The organism is Pseudomonas sp. SMV7 (genome assembly GCF_052041995.1).
Classification (GTDB): domain Bacteria; phylum Pseudomonadota; class Gammaproteobacteria; order Pseudomonadales; family Pseudomonadaceae; genus Aquipseudomonas.
In genome coordinates, this window is the sequence record NZ_JBKGGT010000045.1 from 1 (window position 1) to 1,212 (window position 1,212).

The following is a 1,212-nucleotide window of genomic DNA, read 5'->3' on the forward strand; positions in this document are numbered from 1 at the left end:
ACTCACGCCAGGCACACCGCTGGCCAACGGCACGGTAGTCAATGCCGTAGCCCAGGACTCGGCTGGCAATACCAGCGGGCCGACCAGTGCCACAGTGGACGCGGTCGCCCCGACTGCGCCGGTCATCAACCCGAGCAACGGCGTTGTGATCAGCGGTACCGCTGAAGCCGGAGCCAAGGTGATTCTCACCGACGGCGGCGGCAACCCGATTGGCGAGACAACCGCCGATGGCAGTGGCAACTGGTCGTTCACGCCCGCCACGCCGCTGGCCAACGCTACGGTAGTCAATGCCGTGGCCCAGGACCCTGCCGGCAACAGCAGCGGACCGACCAGTGTCACCGTTGATGCTATCGCCCCGGCTGCGCCGGTCATCAACCCGAGCAACGGCGCCGTGATCAGCGGCACCGCTGAAGCCGGGGCCAAGGTGATCCTTACCGATGGCAGCGGCAACCCGATCGGTGAAACGACCGCCGACGGCAGCGGCAACTGGTCGTTCACACCTGGCACGCCGCTGGCCAACGGCACGGTGGTCAACGCTGTGGCCCAGGACTCGGCTGGCAACACCAGCTCCCCCGTGGTCAGCACCACGGTAGATAACGTTGCGCCCGGCCAGCCGACGATCGACCCGAGCAATGGCATTGTGATCAGCGGTACCGCTGAAGCCGGAGCCAAGGTGATTCTCACCGACGGCAGCGGCAATCCGATCGGCGAGACGACCGCCGACGGCAGTGGCAACTGGTCATTCACGCCAGGCACGCCGCTGGTCAACGGCACGGTGGTCAACGCCGTCGCCCAGGACTCGGCTGGCAATACCAGTTCCCCCGTGGTCAGCACCACGGTAGATGCCGTCGCGCCCGGCCAGCCAACGGTCGAGCCGAGCAATGGCATTGTGATCAGCGGGACCGCTGAAGCCGGAGTCAAGGTGATTCTCACTGACGGCAGCGGCAACCCGATCGGTGAAACAACCGCCGATGGCAGTGGCAACTGGTCGTTCACGCCCGGCACGCCGCTGGCCAACGCTACGGTAGTCAATGCCGTGGCCCAGGACCCGGCCGGCAATACCAGCGGACCGACCAGCGTCACCGTTGACGCGGTTGCCCCGGCTGCCCCGGTCATCAACCCGAGCAACGGCGCGGTGGTCAGCGGTACCGCTGAAGCCGGAGCCAAGGTGATCCTCACCGACGGCGGGGGCAACCCGGTCGGCGAGACGAC

At 67.0% G+C, this 1,212-nt stretch carries 1 protein-coding gene; it reads left to right on the top strand.

All coding sequences use genetic code 11. The features are described 5' to 3' along the window. On the top strand, window positions 1-1,212 hold a 1,212-nt coding region (locus ACLEJP_RS25445), incomplete at both ends, for an Ig-like domain-containing protein (RefSeq protein WP_440810888.1).